Source organism: Streptomyces gardneri (assembly GCF_006539185.1).
Classification (GTDB): Bacteria; Actinomycetota; Actinomycetes; order Streptomycetales; family Streptomycetaceae; genus Streptomyces; species Streptomyces gardneri.
Map to the genome: position 1 here is coordinate 1 of NZ_BJMN01000061.1, position 16,665 is coordinate 16,665.

Consider the following 16,665-nt stretch of genomic DNA (forward strand, 5'->3'; position numbering starts at 1 on the left):
GGCCCACACCGGAGGCCACGCCCCGGACCAGACCCTCGGGCGCGGCCAGCGCGGCCGCCAGGTCGTCCGGCCCGCTGCCGACGACGACGGCCCGGTGCTCGAACTGAGCACGCCCGTCGGCCAGTACGCGAGCGACAGCACCCGCGTCGACAGCACCCGCGTCGACAGCACCCGCGTCGACAGCACCCGCGTCGACACCATCCGTACGACCCCGCGAGGCGAACGCGGCAAGCCGCTCGATCTGCGCGTCGAGCGCGACAGCGGACTTCGCCGACACCACCCAAGGCGTCACACCGCCGCCGACCCACGACCCGCCGACCGCCGACCCGCCGGCCGCCGACCCGCCGACCGACGACCCGCCGACCGACGGCTCCCCGACCGAAGCACCCTCGACAACCACCGGGGCCTCTTCGAGCACCACATGCGCGTTCGTGCCGCCCATGCCGAACGAGGACACGCCGACGACCATCCGCTGCCCGTCGTGCTCCGGCTCCCACGGCAGGTACTCCGTGTTCACCCGGAGGTTCAGTTCCTCGAACGGGATCGCCGGGTTCGGGGTCTCGTAGTTCAGGCTGGCGGGCAGCGCGCGCCCGCGGACCGCCAGGACGGCCTTGATGAGGCCGGCGATGCCGGCCGCGCCCTCCAGGTGGCCGATGTTCGTCTTGACCGAGCCGACCAGGAGCGGCTGTCCGGCCGGGCGGCCGGTGCCGAGGGCGGCGCCGAGCGCAGCGGCCTCGATCGGGTCGCCCACGGGGGTGCCCGTGCCGTGCAGCTCGACGTACCGCACGTCGGCCGGCGCAGTCCCGGCCCGCTCGTGGGCCTCGCGGAGCACGGCCTCCTGCGCCTGCGCGTCGGGGGTCGTCATGCCCTTGGCGGCGCCGCCGTTGTTGACGGCGCTGCCCCGGATCACGGCGAGCACCGGGTCGCCGTCGGCGACGGCCCGGGAGAGGCGCTTCAGGACGACGAAACCGCCGCCCTCGCCGCGTACGTAGCCGTTGGCGCGCGCGTCGAAGGTGTAGGCGCGGCCGTCGGGGGAGAGGCCGCCGAACTTGCTCGCCCCGATGATGCTGTCCGGCACCAGGTTCAGCGAGACGCCGCCGGCGAGGGCGAGCTCGGACTCGCCGCGCCGCAGGCTCTCGCACGCGAGGTGGACGGCGACGAGCGACGATGACTGGCCGGAGTCGACGACCATGCTGGGGCCGCGGAGCCCGAGCGTGTACGAGAGCCGGTTCGCGATGATGCCGCGGTGGAGGCCGGTGACGGTGTGCGGGGTGATCGCGGCGCCGCCCTGGCGGTGCTTCAGGGTGGCGTAGTCGTCCCAGATGGCGCCGGCGAAGACGCCGGTGCGGGTGCCGGTGAGCGAGGACGGGTCGATCCCGGCGCGCTCCAGGGCCTCCCAGCCCAGCTCCAGGGCGAGCCGCTGCTGCGGGTCCATCTCCGCGGCCTCGCGGGGCGAGATGCCGAAGAAGGCGGCGTCGAACCGGTCGACGTCCTCGATGAACCCGCCCCACCGGCTGTTCGAGCGGCCGGGGGCGGAGCGGTCCGGGTCGTAGAAGTCGCCGGCGTTCCAGCGGTCCGCGGGGACGTCGGTGACGGCCTGGCCGCCCGCCGCCAGGAGTTCCCAGAACTCTCTCGGGTTCCGGGCGCCGGGCACCCGGCAGGAGATGCCGACGACGGCGACGGGTTCCGCTGTGCCGTGCGCGGAACCGGCGTCGTTCGACACGGACACGAATTCCTCGGACTCACTCTTGGACACTGTCGACATCTCTCCACGAATCAATTCGGCGCGCACATCACCGGTGGAAGCACGAGAGAAGGAGTGCTCCGCATGATCAGGGCCGGCAGGGGGCAACCCCCGTCGGACCCGCACTTCCCCCGTGTCCCACGCTGCCGCCCCACGCCCTGTCACCGGTGTTCTCGCACCGGTCCTGGTAATTCCGGCTGAAGACATCCGGCTCCGTCTCCGGAAGCCGCGCTTTCACCCAACCCCAGGGCACCCCCCCTATGCTCCCCCTAGGTTCCCCCTATACCTGGTGTGTACCCCAGGCCACGGGTGTCGGGAGGCGAGCCGGACCCCCCTTGTCGGGATGGCCGGGGGTGGCGATCGCGGTGTGCGTGGTCCCCATGGTGTCGCGTCGTCTCCCGCTCTGTACCAAGGGTCGTGAAATCCAAGCCAGGTAAAGAGATGGGTAACAGCCGATCCCGGGGGAATGGCTTGATTTCACCCCCGACATGACATACTCCGGCCGTGCGGACGGCGAAGGCCGGTCGGTGGCGGTTTCAACCCCTCCCTCCTGGAGCCTCGTTGAGTGCTCTCCGCACGACAACCCTCCGTATGCCCCCAATGTCACTCCGTCGCACCTCACTTGGGGTTCGGCTGCTTCGTCGCGTTCCTCCGGACCTCGCTCGTTACCGCCCGCCAAGCCGCGACCGACTCCGTCGCGGACGTTCACAACTCCCGTACTCCGGAACGCCCGTGCGCGAACTTCTTCCCCGGTCGTCCGACGGACCGTGAGGTATGGTCCGTGCCAAGTCCATTGACCACGGCATCCCAGGGAGGGGATCGTTCATGCCAATGCGCGACTCCATACCGAGGCGAGCGGACCGCGACACCCTCCGCCGCGAATTAGGCCAGAACTTCCTCCAGGACGACAGAGCCGTGCGTAATCTCGTCACGCATGTCGAGGGGGACGGTCGGAACGTTCTCGAAATCGGCCCCGGAAAGGGTGCGATAACCGAGGAGTTGGTGCGCTCCTTCGATACCGTGACGGTCGTGGAGATGGACCCGCACTGGGCCGCGCATGTGCGGCGGAAATTCGAAGGGGAGAGGGTCACCGTATTCCAGGGTGATTTCCTCGACTTCCGTATCCCGCGCGATATCGACACCGTGGTCGGAAACGTTCCCTTCGGCATCACGACCCAGATCCTCCGGAGTCTCCTGGAATCGACGAACTGGCAGTCGGCGGCCCTGATAGTGCAGTGGGAGGTCGCCCGCAAACGCGCCGGTCGCAGCGGCGGATCGCTGCTCACGACCTCCTGGGCCCCCTGGTACGAGTTCGCGGTCCACGACCGCGTCCGCGCCTCGTCGTTCCGTCCGATGCCCCGGGTCGACGGCGGCGTCCTGACGATCAGGCGACGCCCCCAGCCGCTGCTGCCCGAGAGCGCGAGCCGCGCCTTCCAGAACTTCGCCGAAGCCGTCTTCACCGGCCCCGGACGGGGCCTCGCGGAGATCCTCCGGCGCCACATCCCCAAGCGGACCTACCGTTCCCTCGCCGACCGCCACGGAATTCCGGACGGCGGACTGCCGAAGGACCTCACGCTCACCCAATGGATCGCCCTTTTCCAGGCCTCCCAGCCGGGTTACGCGCCGGGGGCGACCGGCACCCGCATCCCGGGCCAGGGCGGTGGCGCCGGCGGCAGGGACTACGACTCGGAGCCGAACAGGGCCGCCGTGCCCGGGGGCCGCAGATACGGCCCCACGCGCGGCGGCGACCCCTGCGCACCCCGCGCACAGGTCCGGCAGACCAAGGGGCGCCAGGGCGCGCGAGGCTCGTCGTACGGACGCCGCACGGGCCGCTAGCCGCCCGGCGGGCATGCCCCTGTCCGCCTCCCGCTGGTCTGGAGCGGGAGGCGGACAGGTAGTCCGGGGACGGCTCACGCGCTCTCCGGCCGCCCCCTGCCCCACCTCGGCTCGGTCCCCGTGGAGCTCCGCACGGCATGCCCCCGGCCGCGCCGCGCCTGCGGCACGCCCCGCCGGCTCGCGGACACCCGGCCGCCCGGGTGACCGGCCCCGACCCGCGCAGCCCCGTACGATCCGGCCGCGCCACCGCCCGCCGTACTGTCGAAGGAGCCGTCGGCCGTACCGCCGGTCAGCTCCCACAGCGACGCCCACTGCCCGGGCTTGAGGTCCTTGGGCAGCGCGTGCGGCGAGATCTCGTTCCTCCGCAGCCAGGTCGCCAGGTCCCGCTGCGAGATCCGCCCGGTCCGCCGCAGGATCTCCTTCAGCCCGTTCCCCTTGCCGGTGAACACCTGGCGCACGAAGTCCTGGTAGGTCTTCACCTGGCCCACGAGCGGCGCGGACCGCCGCCGGATGGCCAGTACTCCTCCGTCCACGCCCGGCATCGGACGGAAGGCCCGCGCGGGGACCCGGGAGTGCAGGTCGAACTCGTACCAGGGCGCCCAGCTGGCCGTCAGCAGGGTCGACCCGCCGACGCCGGCCCGGCGCCGGGCGACCTCCCACTGGACGAGGAGGACGGCGGTGTGCCAGTGCTGGGCGTCGAGCAGCCGCCGCATGATCGCCGTCGTCAGATGGAAGGGGACGTTGCCGACGACCACGTGCGGGTTGCGCGGCAGCGGGTACTGCAGGAAGTCGTGGTGCACCACGGTCACATGACCAGGGGTGCGGACACCGAGGCGCTGCGCGCGCCGGCCGTCGAGCTCGACGGCGGTGATCGGCCTGCCGTGCCTGCTCAGCGGCAGGGTCAGGGCGCCGTCACCCGGACCGATCTCCAGTATCGGACCCTTGGTCCTGGCCACCAGGCCGTCGATCTCGTCGATCACTGACCGGTCGACGAGGAAGTTCTGACCGAGCTCGTGTCGGCCGCCCTGCGGGGAAAATGGCATGAGTCTGCTCCGCGAAACCGTTCGGAGCCGGAGCAGCACGAAGAGCCGCACCGGCGGGACCCGGAAGCGGAGGGCCTGAACGAACGCGAGAGCGCGAGTGCCGGCGCGGGAAGGCGCGGACGCGCGAAGATCGAGACGCGTGAAGAGGGGCCCGCCGCTAGGAGCGGCGCAGCCTCATGTAACGGGCCTGAGAGTGGCAGAACTGCATGGCGTCAGCGTAACACCGCCGGAAACCGACGCTGTTGGGGTTCTCCGGAGCCCGATGCCCCCGCCCGTGCCGGCGGGGGCATCGGCCGAGGTCACGCCCCCGGCGCCCCGGCGACGCCGATCGGGCAGGAGACACCGGTGCCGCCGATGCCGCAGTAGCCCGCCGGGTTCTTGTCCAGATACTGCTGGTGGTACGCCTCCGCCGGATAGAACGGGCGCTCCTCGTCCGCCGGCAGGACGGTCGTGGTGATCTCGCCGTAGCCGGAGCCCGCCAGGACCTTCTGGTAGGCCGCGCGGGAGGCCTCGGCCTTCGTGGCTTGCTCGGGCGTGTGGGTGTAGACCGCGGAGCGGTACTGGGTGCCCACGTCGTTGCCCTGGCGGAAGCCCTGCGTCGGGTCGTGGGACTCCCAGAAGAGCTTCAGGAGGGACTCGTACGAGACCTTCGACGGGTCGAAGACGACCCGGACGACCTCGGTGTGGCCGGTCAGACCGGAGCACACCTCCTCGTACGCCGGGTTCGGCGTGTGGCCGCCCTGGTAGCCGACGAGGGTCGTCCAGACGCCCTCGGTCTGCCAGAACTTGCGCTCGGCGCCCCAGAAACAGCCCAGGGCGAAGTCGGCGACCTCCAGGCCCTCCGGGTAGGGGCCGAGGAGCGCGTTGCCGAGGACCGTGTGGCGCTCCGGGACGGAGAACTCCGGCTCCGGGCGACCGCGCAGGGCCTGCTCGGGGGTGGGGAGGACGGGGGTGCGGGACAGGAACATGCTGCATCTCTCCTCGACGGTCGGCAGTCCTCACAACAAAGGAGGGCCGGGAGGGATTCCCCCCGGCCCTCCCGACGCGAACCCGGCCGGCGCGCCTCAGCGCGGCAGCGTCACCGGGCTGCCGCCGTTCGCCTCGTACCCCGCCACCGCCAGGTTCCGGAAGACCGTGTACTCGGCCGCCGGGTCACCGCTCAGCGTCCACGGCACCGCGCCCACGTGCCCGTCGATGTGCACCAGCTGGTGCATGGCCTCCGCCCAGCGCTCACCGCGCACCAGGAACCAGACCAGCAGATGGCGGACGTGCGCGAGCATCGGGTCGTCGGGCCGCGCCGAGTGGACGGCGTACAGAGCGCCCTCCGTCGCCTTGCTCACCACGGCCGTACGGAAGAAGTCCTGCACGAGCACCACGTCCGGCACGTGCTCGTACACCGCGAACAGCGGCAGCGCCGCAAGGAGCGAGCCCCGCGGGGCGCGCGCCGCGGCCGTCGTCGCGAAGTGGTCGGCCTCCTCGCGCGAACCGTGCCACTTCTCGCACCAGTAGTGCAGGGCCGCCAGATGCGCCCCCATGTGCTGCGGAGCCCGGTCGATGACCTTCGCCCACACCTGGTCGAACTGCTCGTGGCTGTAGCCGAGGCCGCGTGCCACGGCCAGCTGCGTGATGTAGGGGACGGGGTCGCCGGGCGCGAGCAGCGCCGCCTCCTCGGTGACCTTCAGCGCCTCCTCCAGGATGATCCGGAAGTCGTCGGTCCCCGCCGACGAGGAGCGCCACGCCTGCTGGACCAGGAACTCGGCGTGCACGGCCGCCGCGCCCGGGTCCTTCGGCGCGTCCGCCCGCCAGGCCCGCAGCCAGGACCCACCCACGCCGGGCTTCTCCTGGAGCTCCAGGGAGGCCGCGCCGGCGAAGGCCTGGACGCGCTGCCAGCGGACCTCGCCGTCCTTGTCGGTCTCGGCGAGCAGCCGCGAGGCCGCCCGCCACTCCTGGGTGGCCTGGACGACGTCGAGGACGTGCAGCAGGTCGTCGTCGGCGCCGGGCAGCCGCACGTCCTGCTCCTCCTGTCGTACGAAGCCGTACGCCTCCGGATCCGCCGCGTCCGGCGCGCCCGGCGCGACCTGTCGGATCCCGACACCACCCCTGCGACGGCGCAGGTAGGGGCCGAGGATGCTGACCAGCAGCACCAGCGCGATCAGGAACCAGAGAATCTCCATGCGTCCATTGTCCAGGACACCCGGTGAGACGAACGAAGCGGCGGCGGTCGCTCGGCACTACGCTCCTGACCCATGAGCGACCAGCACTCTCACCAGAACTTCGAGACCCGCGCGATCCACGCGGGCAACACCGCCGACCCGCTGACCGGCGCGGTCGTCCCGCCCATCTACCAGGTGTCCACCTACAAGCAGGACGGCGTGGGCGGGCTGCGCGGCGGATACGAGTACAGCCGCAGCGCGAACCCGACCCGTACCGCCCTGGAGGAGAACCTGGCGGCCCTGGAGGGCGGCCGACGCGGTCTCGCCTTCGCCTCCGGGCTCGCCGCCGAGGACTGCCTGCTGCGCACCCTCCTCGCCCCCGGCGACCACGTGGTCATCCCGAACGACGCCTACGGCGGCACCTTCCGGCTCTTCGCCAAGGTCGTGGAGCGCTGGGGCGTCGACTTCTCCGTGGCGAACACCTCGGACATCGACTCCGTGCGGGACGCCGTCAACGACCGTACGAAGCTGATCTGGGTCGAGACCCCGTCGAACCCGCTCCTCGGCATCACCGACATCGAGGCCGTCGCGGGCGTCGCCCGCCAGGCCGGCGTGAAGCTCGTCGTCGACAACACCTTCGCCTCGCCCTACCTCCAGCAGCCGCTGGCGCTCGGTGCGGACGTCGTCGTGCACTCGCTCACCAAGTACATGGGCGGTCACTCGGACGTCGTCGGCGGCGCGCTCGTGACGGCCGACGAGGCGCTCGGCGAGGAGCTCGCGTACCACCAGAACGCGATGGGGGCGGTCGCCGGGCCCTTCGACTCGTGGATCGTGCTGCGCGGCATCAAGACGCTCGCGGTGCGCATGGACCGGCACAGCGAGAACGCGACGAAGATCGTCGAGATGCTGACCCAGCACCCGAAGGTCACCCAGGTCCTCTACCCGGGCCTGCCCGAGCACCCGGGCCACGAGGTCGCGGCCAAGCAGATGCGCTCCTTCGGCGGCATGATCTCCTTCCGCGTCGAGGGCGGCGAGGCCGCGGCGGTCGAGGTCTGCAACCGTGCGCAGCTGTTCACGCTCGGTGAGTCGCTGGGCGGCGTCGAGTCGCTCATCGAGCACCCGGGCCGCATGACGCACGCCAGCGTCGCGGGCTCCGCCCTGGAGGTCCCGGCCGACCTGGTCCGGCTCTCCGTGGGCATCGAGAACGTCGAGGACCTGCTCGCGGACCTCCGCCAGGCCCTGGGCTAGCAGCCGATACGGAGGGCCCGCGCTCCCCGGGGCCGGGCCCTCCCGCGCTCAGGTCCTGGACCCGCGCTCAGGTCCCGGGCACCGAGTCCTTCAGCGAGCCTCGGACCTCTTCGCGCAACTCGGGGGTATCCGTGTGCTCGTGGACGGAGACCATGTGCTCGACGGCTGCCCGCAGCACCTCCTCCTCCTCGCCCGAGATGTAGAGCGAGCAGCCGGAGACGCTCGGGGTGTCCCGGCAGTCTGTCGCTTTCCTGGCCATGTCGACCTCCAGACGGCCCCTCCTCCAGGCTAGACCGTCTCTTCCGGACCACCCTTCGAGTCCGCCGCCCGGGCTCACCAGCCTTCGAGCGGTGGTGTCGTCTCCGCCGGCGGGACCTCCCACGGCCGCTCCACCGACGCCCACACCACGAACGCGAACGCGGCGACGACGAACAGGCCCCACAGCACCCGGCGCGCCAGCCGGTCCCGGCGGGCCCGCCGTGACCCGCGTTCCACGGCCTGTACGGCGAGGTCGGCGGGCACCGGCGGGTGCGGGGTGTCCAGCATCCGCCGGACCGCCGCCTCCTTGTCCTCGTGCCGGCTCACGCCGCGGCCTCCCGTCGCGGGGTGCGCGCCGCCGCCCGGAGCGCGGCGACCGAGCGCGCGCAGACGGCGCGGACGCGCGCCTCGGAGAGCCCGAGCAGCGCCGCGACCTGCTCCTCGGCCACGCCTTCGTACAGCCGGAGCACGACCACGAGCCGTTCCTGCGGGCCGAGCGCGGCCAGCGGGCCCTGTCCGCCGTGGTGCCGCCACGCGGTGCGGGCGAAGCGGGCGGCGAGATCGCGGCGCGCGAGGTCGTACGGGTCCTCGTCCCGCAGCCGCCCCCACACCGCGTACGTATGGGCGAGAGAGGCGCTCAGCAGGGCCCTGGCATGCGGGTTGGCGGTGCGGGACTCGGCGGTGAGCAGCGTCGCGGCATGCAGCAGCCGCCCCGCCGCCCCGGCCACGAACGCCTCGAACTCCCGGGTGCGGTGGGCCTGTTCGCTGCGTGGACGATGGCCGGTTCGATGCTCTCGCACCCCCTCATAGGAGGGCAGTGGGAGGCCGGGGGTCAAGAGGTCGGCGCGGACTCCGTCCCCGTGGCGCCCGAGCCGTGGCCCGAGTGGGCCGACTGCCGTGCGGACAGGGCGGTGTTGAAGCGCGTGAGCAGGGTGCAGAAGGACTCGCGCTCGGCCTGCGTCCAGCCGTCCGTGACCTCCACCATCAGCTGGCGGCGCGAGGAACGGACCTCCTCCAGGCGGGCGAGGCCGCGCGGCGACAGCTGGAGCACGACCGCGCGCCCGTCCTCCGGGTGCGAGGTCCGCTTGACCAGGCCCGTGTCGACGAGCGGGGCGACCTGCCGGGTGACCGTGGACGAGTCGATCCCCATGCCCGCCGCGAGCGCCTTGACGCCCATCGGCCCTTCCTGGTCCAGCCGGTTGAGGAGGAGGTAGGCGGCCCGGTCCATGGAGTTGCGGAGCTGCCCCGTGCCGCCGAGGCGGGTCTGCTCGGCCCGGCGGGCGAAGACGGCCACCTGGTGCTGGAGGGCGTCGAGGAGACCGGGGTCGAGCTCAGTCGTCATGTCCTGAGATGTGGGCATGGCTGTGGGTCTCTCTCGTGCGGGGGTGGTCGGTCGGTGGGGGACAGAGTACGCGGACCCGAGGGGGTCCGTACCGGGGCTGCGCAAACCGGATTCGGCACCTGCCCGCCGGGCGGCCACGAGGGCGGTGAGCTGCGAGACTTGCTGTCATGAGCTTCCGTACGCGAGACCCCTTGCACCACCTCATGCTGGACGACGTGCGCGCGGCACAGAAGATGCTGTCCGGGGTGGCGCGGGTGACCGCGATGGAGGGCAGCCGCCATCTGTCGTCGCTGGTGGGGGCGCCCGTCCACCTCAAGTGCGAGAACCTCCAGCGGACCGGTTCCTTCAAGCTGCGCGGGGCGTACGTGCGGATCGCGGGCCTGCGGCCCGAGGAGCGGGCCGCCGGGGTCGTCGCCGCCTCTGCGGGCAACCACGCGCAGGGCGTCGCGCTCGCCTCGAAACTCCTCGGGGTGCACGCGACCGTCTTCATGCCCGTCGGCGCCCCGCTGCCGAAGGTCGCGGCGACCCGGGAGTACGGCGCCGAGGTCCGGATGCACGGCCATGTCGTGGACGAGACGCTCGCGGCGGCCGAGCGGTACGCGCGGGAGACCGGGGCCGTCTTCATCCACCCCTTCGACCACCCCGACATCATCGTCGGGCAGGGCACGGTCGGCCTGGAGATCCTGGAGCAGTGCCCGGAGGTCCGGACGATCCTCGTGGGCATCGGCGGCGGCGGCCTCGCGGCCGGCGTGGGGCTCGCGGTGAAGTCGCTGCGCCCGGACGTGAAGGTGATCGGCGTGCAGGCGGAGGGCGCGGCCGCGTACCCGCCGTCGCTGGCCGCCGGGCATCCGGTGGTGATCGAGTCGCCGGTGACGATGGCGGACGGGATCAAGGTCGGGCGCCCGGGCGACGTGCCGTTCGCCCTGATCCAGGAGTACGTGGACGAGGTCCGCACCGTCTCCGAGGACGACCTGTCCTCGGCGCTGCTGCTCTGCCTGGAGCGGGCCAAACTGGTCGTCGAACCGGCCGGCGCCAGCCCCGTGGCCGCCCTCCTCGCCGACCCGAAGGCCTTCCAGGGGCCCGTGGTCGCGATCCTGTCCGGCGGGAACGTCGACCCGCTGCTGCTCCAGCGGATCCTGCGGCACGGCATGGCCGCCGGGGGCCGCTACCTGAGCCTGCGGCTGCGGGTGACGGACCGGCCGGGGGCGCTCGCGACCCTGCTCGCGGTCCTCACGGTGGTCGACGCGAACGTCCTCGACGTGAGCCACGTGCGGACGGACCCGCGCCTGGGCCTGACGGAGGCGGAGGTCGAGCTCCACCTGGAGACGAAGGGCCCGGAGCACTGCCGGGAGGTGGCGGAGGCGCTGCGGGACGCGGGCTACACGGTCCTCGACTGACCCGCGGCGCGCGGCTCGCGGTGCGGCGGTGCCTCCCCGTCAGCGCGGGCGATGGAGCCGGGCCGCCCGGGTCAGCTCGGCGGCCAGGCCGCCGAGCAGGGCGCCCGCCACGACCAGACCGAGAGGCCGGACGGCACCCGCCGGGCCGGGACGGCGACGTGCCGGCGCCCCGGAGCGCGGGGCGGGCGCGAGAGCGCCGACGGGCCCCGCGACCCCACCGGCCCCGCGCCCGGCCGCCTCGTGCGCGAGCGAGTGCTCCAGGCGGACCAGGAGCGGCCGGGGGTCCTGCCCGGACGCCGCCGCGAACTGCTCGACCGCGATCCGGGTCGGCAACTGCTTCTGGTTCAGGAACCGTTCCCACGAGGAACGGCTGTAGTGCGTGCGCTGCGCGAGCTTGCCGTAACTGAGCTCCGCGGCGCACTTGATCCGCCGCATCTCGGCCGTCAGCTCCGCCCAGGGCGCGGCCTCGCAGCCCGCGCATCCCCGGCCACCGTTCGCAGCCATCCCCGATCCCCCGATCAGTCGTTCCCGCCAGGAGCCACAGCCTCGCCCGCGGGTCCAACGGCCCACCAACGGACCGCCAACGGGGGAGCGGACCAGTGGCCGGAAGCGGTCGTCCCGGGACCTCCCGCGTCCCTGGGACGACGACGCGCCCACCATGCGGAAACCCCCTCACGAATCACCCGGCCCGCGCCTACGATGCGTTCGTCGGATCACCACCCTGGCGGCTGGTGGACGGCCTTGGGGGGATGGTCGCCGTGCGTTTCGGGCTGTTGGGTTCTTTCGTCGTGGAGGACGCCGAGGGCACGCCCCGGCGGATCGGTACGCCGAAGGCACGGGCCCTGCTGGCCGTGCTGCTGCTGCGGGGCGACTCGCCGGTGTCCTGGGACACCGTGAAGACCGCGATCTGGGGGGAGTCCGTTCCGGCCACCGCGCGCGCCTCGCTCCACAACCACGTCGCCCGCCTCCGGCGCGATCTGGACGAGAGCGGCGACCGCATCCAGGTCACCCCGGCCGGCTTCCGGCTGCGGGTCCTGGACGACGAGCTGGACGTCACCCGCTTCGACCGGTACCTCTGCCGGGCGAGGACGGCGCGCCTGGCCGAGGACTGGGCGGCGGTCGAGGCGCTGACGCGCTCGGCGCTCGCCCTGTGGCGGGGAGCGCCGCTCTCCGACGTACCCCTGCCCGACACCGAACGCGAACCGGTCGTGAGGCGTCTGGAGGAGGCCAGGCTCCAGGTGCTGGAGTGGGGCTACGAGGCCGATCTGCACCTGGGCAGACACCAGGGCATCGCCGCCGAGCTCGCCGCACTGGTCGCCGCCCACCCGCTGCGCGAGACGTTCGTCGGCCAGCTGATGCTGGCCCTCCACCGCAGCGGCCGGCAGGCCGACGCCCTCCTCGCGTACGACACCGCCCGCCGGACGATCCGCCGGGAGCTGGGCGTCGACCCGGAGCCGGGGCTCGTGGAACTGCACCGCCGCATCCTGACGCTCGACCCCGCGCTCACGGCCCCCAGGACGTCCACGGCGCCCCAGGCCTCCGCAGCGCCCACCGCACAGCGGACCCCCACACCACAGCCGCCCACGACGCCCACCCCACCCCTCCCCGAGCCCCCGCTCCCGACCCCCGCCGACCTCACGGACCCACCCGCCGCCACCCACCCCGTCCCCGCCCCCGTCCCGCACCAACTCCCCTCCTCTCCCGCCGACTTCACGGGCAGGGAGCACGAGCTGGACCGCATCGTCGGAGAGCTGGCCGCGGCCGACCGGCCCGACGGGGCGACGGTCCTCGTCCACCGGGTCTCCGGCAGTGGCGGCATGGGCAAGACGACCCTGATGGTGCGGGCGGCGCACCAGATCCGCGAGCGCTTCCCCGACGGCCAGATCTTCCTCGACCTGGGCGGCATGACGGCGATGCCCATGCCCCCCGAGAGCGCGCTCGGACTGCTGCTCCGCACGCTCGGCGTGGCGCCGGAGGAGGTGCCGAGCGGGCTCCAGGCCCGCAGCGCGCTGTTCCGCAGCCTGATCGCCCGCCGGCGGATGCTGATCCTCCTGGACGACGCGGGCGACGCGGCCCAGATACGGCCGCTGCTGCCGGGCGCCGCCGGCAGCGCCGTCCTGGTGACCAGCCGCCGCAGGCTGGTCAGCTTCCCCGGGGTACGCATCGACCTCGGGGCCCTGCCCGACGACGCGGCCCACCGGCTCCTCGCGTCGATCGTCGGCGAGGACCGGGTCGCGGCCCAGCCGTCCGCCACGGCGGAGGTGCTGCGCGCCTGCGGCGGGATGCCGCTGGCCCTGCGCCTCGCCGGGTCGCGCCTCGCCGCGCGCCCCGCCTGGTCGGTGCAGGACCTGGCCCACCGGCTCACCAGCCACGGCCGCGTCCTGCGGGAGCTGTACGCGGACGACCTCCACGTCCGCACGGCGCTCCAGATGAGCTACGAACTCCTCCAGGAGTCCCAGGAGCGCACCGGCCCGGCGCGGGCGTTCCGGCTGCTCGGCCTGATGCCGGGCGGGGCGTTCGGGACCGCCGCGGCGGCGGCCCTCCTCGACTGCGACGAGATGTCCGTCGAGGACTGGCTGGAGGCGCTGGTCGACGCCCACCTCCTGGAGTCCCTCGCGCCGGGCCGCTACCAGTTCCACTGTCTGCTCCGGGAGCTCGCCAGGGAGCTGGCCGAGGAGACGGACACCGAGAGGGAGCGCACGCGGGCCGTCGAGCGCCTCGTCGAGTGGTGCCTGCGCGGCGCCGACGCGGCCACCGCCCGCGTGGCACCCGCCGGCCGTCGCGTACCCCTGGAGCCCGCGCAGCGGCCGCCGGTCTCCTTCACCGGCTACGACGAGGCGTACGGATGGTACGAGCGGGAACGGGAGACGCTGGTCGCCGCCGTGAGCCTGGCCCACGAGACCGGCCTGCACGCGCAGTCGTGGAAGCTGGCGGCCTCCCTCTGGGCGTACCTCAGGCTCGGCGGCCACCACGACGACTGGCTGTGCACGCACACCGTCGGCCTGGCGGCGGCCAGGGCCGCCGGCGACGAGCGGGCCGAGGCCTGGATGCTGAACGGCCTCGGCAACCAGGTGAAGCAGGCCGGCCGCCCCGCCGAGGCGATCACCTACTTCCGCCGGGTGCTGAGCCTCCACGAGGGGAGGCCGGGCCGGGATGCCGAGCTCTCCGCCGTCCTCAACAACCTCGGCACGTGCTTCACCGACCTCGGCGACCACGAGCCGGCACTCCGCCACTACCGGGAGTCCCTCGTCTGGGAGCCGTCGAGCTGCGCCACGCTGAACAACATGGCGGACGCGCTGGCCCACCTGGACCGCCACGACGAGGCCCTCGACGTGCTCGACCGGGCGGAGGAGATCCAGCGAGCGACGTGCGACCGCGTCAGCCTCGCCATCGGCCTGCGGGTCCGGGGCGACGTCCTGCGCGGGGCCGGCCGCCCGGCCGAGGCGGTCGAGGCGTACCGGCGCGCCCTCGCCCTCCAGCGCCTGGGCGGGGACCAGCACAGCGAGGCCGTCTCGCTCACGGGTCTCGGCGACGCCCTCGCCGCCCTGGGCGACCGGTCGGAGGCCGAGACCTGCTGGGGGAAGGCGCTCCACTGGATGGAACACCTGGGCGACGAGGGCAGGACCGTCGGCCTGCGCAGACGTCTGGCGAGGACATAGGGCATAGGGCACAGGGGGGGCGCACTCGGGGGCGCACAGACCCAAGATCATGTGGCCTGGGTCACAAATTCACTGGGCGAAGGCCATCCGCCAACCCTACGATCGGTAGGAAACGCCCGAATCTCCCTGGGAGAACCCACATGCCAGGCGCGATCTACGCCGAGGGTCTGGTGAAGACCTTCGGCGACGTACGAGCTCTGGACGGCGTCGATCTCGACGTACCCGAGGGCACTGTCCTGGGCCTCCTCGGCCCGAACGGCGCGGGGAAGACCACCACCGTGCGCGTGCTGACGACACTCCTCCAGCCCGACAGCGGCAGGGCCGTCGTCGCCGGGACCGACGTCCTCAAGCATCCCGAGAAGGTCCGCCGCTCGATCGGTCTCTCCGGCCAGTTCGCCGCGGTCGACGAGTACCTCACCGGCCGCGAGAACCTCCAGATGGTCGGTCAGCTGTACCAGATGAAGGCGAAGGCGGCGAAGGTCCGGGCCGACGAGCTCCTCGAGCGGTTCCGGCTCGCGGACGCCGCCGACCGCACCGCCAAGACGTACTCCGGGGGCATGCGCCGACGCCTCGACCTCGCGGCGGCCCTGGTCGTCTCCCCACCGGTCATGTTCATGGACGAGCCGACCACCGGCCTCGACCCGCGCAACCGGCAGGCGCTCTGGGAGGTCATCAAGGAACTCGTCGCGGGCGGTACGACGCTGCTCCTCACCACCCAGTACCTGGAAGAGGCCGACCACCTCGCCCACGACATCTGCGTCGTCGACCAGGGCAAGGTCATCGCGCGCGGCACCTCCGACCAGCTCAAGGCCCAGACGGGCGGCGAGCGCGTCGAGGTCGTCGTGCACGAACCGGAGATGATCGCGGGCGCCCGAGCCGTCCTCGGCCGGTACGGCATCGCGGACCGGGGCCAGGACGAGGTCTCCGTGGAGGACCACACCCGCATGCTCACCGTCCCCGTCTCCGGCGGCGCCAAGCTGCTCGCCGAGGTCATCCGCGACCTGGACGCCGTCGGCGTCGAGATCGACGACATCGGCCTGCGCCGCCCCACCCTCGACGACGTCTTCATCTCGCTGACCGGTCACGCGGCCGCGCTCACGGAGGAGGAGAACGGCGGTTCGCGCGCCGAGGACGGCCGCGGCCGTCGCCAGACGAAGGAGGAGGCCAAGTGAGCACGATGAACGACTCCCTGGTCATCGCCCGGCGCAATCTCATCCGCATGACCAGGATCCCGGAGATGATCCTGTTCGGGCTGATCCAGCCGGTGATGTTCGTGATCCTCTTCACGTACGTCTTCGGCGGCTCGATGAGCATCGGCGGCAGCACCGACCCGGACGTCTACAAGAACTTCCTGATGGCCGGCATCTTCGCCCAGACCGTCACCTTCGCCACGGCGGGCGCGGGCGCCGGCATCGCGGACGACATGCACAAGGGCCTCATCGACCGCTTCCGTTCCCTGCCGATGGCGCGCGGCGCGGTCCTCACCGGCCGCACCCTCGCCGACCTCGTCCAGACGGCGCTGACGCTCCTGGTCCTCGCGATCGTCGCGCTGATCATCGGCTGGCGCCCGGGCTACGCGGAGCCGACCAACTTCGGCAGGGTCATGGCCGGCTTCGGCCTGCTCCTGCTCCTCGGCTACGCCTTCACCTGGATCGGCGCCCTCATCGGCCTCTCGGTCCGCACCCCGGAGGCGGCGACCTCCGGCGGCCTGATCTGGCTCTTCCCGGTCACGTTCATCTCGAACGCGTTCGTGGACTCCAGTCAGATGCCGTCCTGGCTCCAGCCCATCGCCGAGTGGAACCCCTTCAGCGCCACCGTGCAGGCGTGCCGCACGCTCTTCGGCGACCCGGGCGTCTCACCGTCCGACGCCTGGCCTATGCAGTACCCGGTGTGGGCGTCGCTGATCTACTCGATCCTGATCGTCGCCCTCTTCCGCACGCTCTCGGTCCGCAAGTACCGCCGAGCGGACGGCTGAGGGCCGGTCC

14 protein-coding genes and 1 pseudogene are annotated in these 16,665 nt (G+C 72.7%); 6 read left to right on the forward strand and 9 right to left on the reverse strand.

Features of this window, described 5'->3' with window-relative positions; genetic code table 11:
* Positions 1 to 1,765, reverse strand: a 1,765-nt coding sequence (locus SGA01_RS35620) for a type I polyketide synthase (RefSeq protein ID WP_141302056.1), incomplete at its 3' end; no start/stop codon positions are given.
* A gap of 804 nt (positions 1,766 to 2,569) precedes the next feature.
* Here SGA01_RS35620 and erm (SGA01_RS35625) point away from each other — a divergent pair.
* Positions 2,570 to 3,580 (forward strand): 23S ribosomal RNA methyltransferase Erm, encoded by a 1,011-nt coding sequence (gene erm, locus SGA01_RS35625; RefSeq protein WP_141302058.1) that lies wholly within the window; start codon positions 2,570 to 2,572, stop codon positions 3,578 to 3,580.
* Between the two features lie 284 nt (positions 3,581 to 3,864).
* Here erm (SGA01_RS35625) and erm (SGA01_RS35630) read toward each other — a convergent pair.
* The 3 genes and pseudogenes from erm (SGA01_RS35630) to SGA01_RS35640 all read right to left on the reverse strand — a co-directional run.
* Positions 3,865 to 4,623 (reverse strand): annotated as a pseudogene (erm, locus tag SGA01_RS35630) (23S ribosomal RNA methyltransferase Erm); the annotation flags it as partial.
* Positions 4,624 to 4,922: 299 nt separating this feature from the next.
* Positions 4,923 to 5,591, reverse strand: coding sequence for a peptide-methionine (S)-S-oxide reductase MsrA (msrA, locus tag SGA01_RS35635; protein ID WP_141302062.1), 669 nt, complete (start codon positions 5,589 to 5,591; stop codon positions 4,923 to 4,925).
* Between the two features lie 96 nt (positions 5,592 to 5,687).
* Positions 5,688 to 6,797 carry a hypothetical protein gene (locus tag SGA01_RS35640; protein ID WP_141302064.1) on the reverse strand — a complete coding sequence of 370 codons (1,110 nt, stop codon included), beginning with the start codon at positions 6,795 to 6,797 and terminating at the stop codon, positions 5,688 to 5,690.
* 72 nt (positions 6,798 to 6,869) lie between these two features.
* On the opposite strand from SGA01_RS35640, the gene SGA01_RS35645 reads away from it, so the two are divergent.
* Positions 6,870 to 8,024, forward strand: a complete 1,155-nt coding sequence (locus tag SGA01_RS35645) for a cystathionine gamma-synthase (RefSeq protein ID WP_141302066.1) — start codon at positions 6,870 to 6,872, stop codon at positions 8,022 to 8,024.
* A gap of 67 nt (positions 8,025 to 8,091) precedes the next feature.
* On the opposite strand, the gene SGA01_RS35650 is transcribed toward SGA01_RS35645, so the two are convergent.
* The 4 genes from SGA01_RS35650 to SGA01_RS35665 all read right to left on the reverse strand — a co-directional run bounded on the left by SGA01_RS35650 (position 8,092) and on the right by SGA01_RS35665 (position 9,642).
* Positions 8,092 to 8,283, reverse strand: a complete 192-nt coding sequence (locus SGA01_RS35650; protein WP_055641623.1) for a DUF1059 domain-containing protein — start codon at positions 8,281 to 8,283, stop codon at positions 8,092 to 8,094.
* 74 nt (positions 8,284 to 8,357) lie between these two features.
* Complete coding sequence (locus SGA01_RS35655) at positions 8,358 to 8,609, reverse strand: hypothetical protein (protein WP_174867639.1); 252 nt, start codon at positions 8,607 to 8,609, stop codon at positions 8,358 to 8,360.
* Positions 8,606 to 9,082, reverse strand: coding sequence for a sigma factor-like helix-turn-helix DNA-binding protein (locus SGA01_RS35660; protein WP_167534252.1), 477 nt, complete (start codon positions 9,080 to 9,082; stop codon positions 8,606 to 8,608). Before SGA01_RS35660 ends, SGA01_RS35655 begins: the two co-directional genes overlap by 4 nt.
* 32 nt (positions 9,083 to 9,114) lie before the next feature.
* Positions 9,115 to 9,642: a MarR family winged helix-turn-helix transcriptional regulator gene (locus tag SGA01_RS35665; protein ID WP_055641621.1), complete on the reverse strand. Its 528-nt coding sequence runs from the start codon at positions 9,640 to 9,642 to the stop codon at positions 9,115 to 9,117.
* Positions 9,643 to 9,791: 149 nt separating this feature from the next.
* Here SGA01_RS35665 and ilvA point away from each other — a divergent pair, with 149 nt between their 5' ends.
* On the forward strand, positions 9,792 to 11,021 hold the full coding sequence (gene ilvA, locus SGA01_RS35670) for a threonine ammonia-lyase (RefSeq protein ID WP_141302068.1): 1,230 nt from the start codon (positions 9,792 to 9,794) through the stop codon (positions 11,019 to 11,021).
* Positions 11,022 to 11,060: 39 nt separating this feature from the next.
* Here the strand turns inward: ilvA and SGA01_RS35675 are convergent, their stop codons facing one another.
* A complete protein-coding gene (locus SGA01_RS35675; protein WP_141302070.1) occupies positions 11,061 to 11,525 on the reverse strand; it encodes a helix-turn-helix domain-containing protein in 465 nt (154 codons plus the stop codon).
* A gap of 227 nt (positions 11,526 to 11,752) precedes the next feature.
* On the opposite strand from SGA01_RS35675, the gene SGA01_RS35680 reads away from it, so the two are divergent.
* From SGA01_RS35680 to SGA01_RS35690, 3 genes are all read left to right on the forward strand, one after another.
* Complete coding sequence (locus SGA01_RS35680) at positions 11,753 to 14,680, forward strand: AfsR/SARP family transcriptional regulator (protein WP_141302072.1); 2,928 nt, start codon at positions 11,753 to 11,755, stop codon at positions 14,678 to 14,680.
* 140 nt (positions 14,681 to 14,820) lie between these two features.
* Positions 14,821 to 15,852: an ATP-binding cassette domain-containing protein gene (locus SGA01_RS35685; RefSeq protein WP_141302074.1), complete on the forward strand. Its 1,032-nt coding sequence runs from the start codon at positions 14,821 to 14,823 to the stop codon at positions 15,850 to 15,852.
* Positions 15,853 to 15,857: 5 nt separating this feature from the next.
* The gene (locus SGA01_RS35690) at positions 15,858 to 16,655 is read left to right on the forward strand and encodes an ABC transporter permease (RefSeq protein ID WP_229917659.1); all 798 of its coding nucleotides are present in this window, start codon (positions 15,858 to 15,860) and stop codon (positions 16,653 to 16,655) included.
* Positions 16,656 to 16,665: the final 10 nt, after the last annotated feature.